The organism is Pedobacter sp. L105 (assembly GCF_009765875.1).
In the GTDB taxonomy this organism is placed as follows: domain Bacteria; phylum Bacteroidota; class Bacteroidia; order Sphingobacteriales; family Sphingobacteriaceae; genus Pedobacter.
Genome location: NZ_LMUP01000020.1, coordinates 1 through 2,465 on the forward strand (window position 1 = coordinate 1; position 2,465 = coordinate 2,465).

The 2,465-nt window shown below is 38.0% G+C and carries 3 protein-coding genes; all 3 read left to right on the forward strand.

All coding sequences use genetic code 11. The features are described from left to right. Positions 1-269: 269 nt before the first annotated feature. The 3 genes from GSQ84_RS27685 to GSQ84_RS27695 all read left to right on the forward strand — a co-directional run bounded on the left by GSQ84_RS27685 (position 270) and on the right by GSQ84_RS27695 (position 2,141). Positions 270-1,046, forward strand: coding sequence for a DUF72 domain-containing protein (locus tag GSQ84_RS27685; protein WP_158800639.1), 777 nt, complete (start codon positions 270-272; stop codon positions 1,044-1,046). 341 nt (positions 1,047-1,387) lie between these two features. Then, on the forward strand, positions 1,388-1,960 hold the full coding sequence (locus GSQ84_RS27690) for a zeta toxin family protein (protein ID WP_158800640.1): 573 nt from the start codon (positions 1,388-1,390) through the stop codon (positions 1,958-1,960). Further along, positions 1,953-2,141: a hypothetical protein gene (locus tag GSQ84_RS27695; RefSeq protein ID WP_158800641.1), complete on the forward strand. Its 189-nt coding sequence runs from the start codon at positions 1,953-1,955 to the stop codon at positions 2,139-2,141. Before GSQ84_RS27690 ends, GSQ84_RS27695 begins: the two co-directional genes overlap by 8 nt. Positions 2,142-2,465 lie beyond the last annotated feature (324 nt).

Below are 2,465 nucleotides of genomic sequence, written 5' to 3' on the forward strand. Positions count from 1 at the left end.
TAACACGTGGGAGAGTAGGTCGGTGCCAAATCTTAAAGAAAGCCTTTCAGGAAACTGAGAGGCTTTTCTGGTTTTTAACCTTTTTTATTCGCGGTGAGTTGGCGTTATCCCGCTCGTAGCTGACGATCTTTTTTAGAGGCAACTTTTCCCTGGTGATCAGCGCAAACCTTTCATACCTTACCGGTTTATACTATCCTCTCACTATGGGCGTAATCATGTATTCCAACAAATCACCTGGATTATTGTTGTGGTATCTGATTTAGGATACTATGAATAACTCATTCAATAATTATTATGCAGGGATTAGCGGATTACTGCTACCTGTTCCCAATAAACTGCATTATCCTGTAGAATTTCAGGATAGGTCGAGGCTCTGTTACTATGGTTCACTAATGAATACCATTGAGATTAATAGTTCTTTTTACAAGGTACCATTGGCTTCAACGGTAAAAAAGTGGGCCACTGAGGTGCCTGATAATTTTCTGTTCACGTTTAAGCTGTTCCGGGAGATTACGCATAATAGAGACCTTGCATTTGATCCGGATGTTGTTGCCAGGTTTATGCAGGTGATATCACAGGTAGAAGAAAAGAAGGGTTGTCTGCTGGTACAGTTCCCTGCAAGTATTCGCATTTCACATTTAGTGCAGCTGGGAAGGCTGATGCAGGTATTGCGTGATAATGATCCTTCAATGGAATGGAAAATTGCGCTGGAGTTCCGTCACCAGTCTTTATACGTAGAAGAAATTTATGAGCTGCTGGACAGGTATCAGTTTGGAATGGTGATCCACGACAAGACACCTGCAAATAGTCCTGTAATGGAAACACATCCAGACTTTATATATTTGCGTTTTCATGGCCCTGATGGCGACTATCGCGGGAGTTATCCTGATGATGTATTGTACGAGTATGCAAGTTATGTTACAGAATGGCTTGCTGAAGGAAAAAAAGTATTCGTTTATTTCAATAATACCATGGGGGCAGTACATGCCAATTTAAATACACTCGGTCAGATTATCAGGAATACATTTAAGGATGATTCCTGTTGATCCAATGGAGGTTGTTATCCATGGTGACTTATTCATGTTTGCCTGGTATGCATTTGACAAATTTTTATGTTTAATTTACGTTAAATCCCGGATCATGACAAATTTTCCCGATTAACTCCGCTTTTTAAGTTGTACATGTTTGCTGGTTTGCCCCGATTTTTCTTAACGATTAGGGACAGAAACCCGGATAATAAATAATTATAACATTTATTTTTATCTGGATATATTTACATTTATGAAGAGTAATGCTCCAGAGCGGAATACGTTAATTCCTTTAAAGCTTCCACTAGATATTATTTGCAGAAAGTGCTTCGAATTTCAAGATTTAGAAAGGACGATTTATGCCTAATTTGTATATTATATCTGGCTGTAATGGCGCAGGAAAAACGACCGCTAGTTACACTATCCTTCCAGAAATATTGAATTGTCGTGAATTTGTTAATGCAGATAATATTGCAGCTGGTTTATCTCCGTTTAATCCAGAAAGTGTAGCAGTGGCAGCTGGTAGGACAATGTTAAACCGTATCCAGGAATTGCTCAGTGAACAAGCTGATTTTGCGGTTGAAACCACGCTTTCAACACGAAGTTATGTTTCTCTGATTAAGCAGGCTCATTCATTGGGATATAAAGTTCGGCTATTGTATTTCTGGTTAAGTTCTCCAGGTGTTGCAATAAAGAGAGTAGCACAACGAGTTAGTGAGGGCGGCCACCATATTCCATCAGAAATTATTCTACGCAGGTATAATAGAGGTCTCTATAATTTATATAATCTGTATATGCCAATTTGTGAGGAGTGGACACTTGTAGATAATATGAACCCTGTTCCAGAGTTAATAGCGAAATCTGATGGCTTTGGAAAAACAGTTTTTAATAACGAACTTTGGGATAAGATTAAAGGAGGTATTCATGAATAACACTAATGGTATAAATCAAGACTCTACATTTACAGAAAAAGTTATGTTTGGATTGAAGATATCTTCCAGAAAAATGGTGGAAGAAGCCGCTTTACATAATAGAAGTCTTGTTATCGGTGATAAAGAGGGAAATGCAAAATTAGTTCCTGCTAAAGAATTATTAAAAACACTTCCTAAATAAGATCAATCCTTCTATTCTAACCCTATTTTGACCTGATGAGCATAGCCATAACGAAGCTATGACTTTGCTATTTTCAGCCCCTAACAATTTACAACAATCTTAATATTGCTTAATCTGGCTATCCTTTATCGGAGATCTGAAGTTTTTATGCTTGTGCGCCATGCAGTTAGGGTCGGTATACAAATGAATTAGTTGAATTGTTTTGTGGTTGGGTTATTTTTCCTACTTTTGCATCCCGCTTCGGAGGAAGGGAAACAGTGCAGGAGATAAAGAGCAGAAGATTTGAAAGGTTGTAAAGTAGGACGTTAGTTTAGCTTTTAAAAA

Excerpts from the sequence above, each read along its gene's own strand:
- GSQ84_RS27685 (WP_158800639.1), top strand. The coding sequence starts at position 270 with ATGAATAACTCATTCAATAATTATTATGCAGGGATTAGCGGATTACTG.
- GSQ84_RS27690 (WP_158800640.1), top strand. The coding sequence starts at position 1,388 with ATGCCTAATTTGTATATTATATCTGGCTGTAATGGCGCAGGAAAAACG.
- GSQ84_RS27695 (WP_158800641.1), top strand. The coding sequence starts at position 1,953 with ATGAATAACACTAATGGTATAAATCAAGACTCTACATTTACAGAAAAA.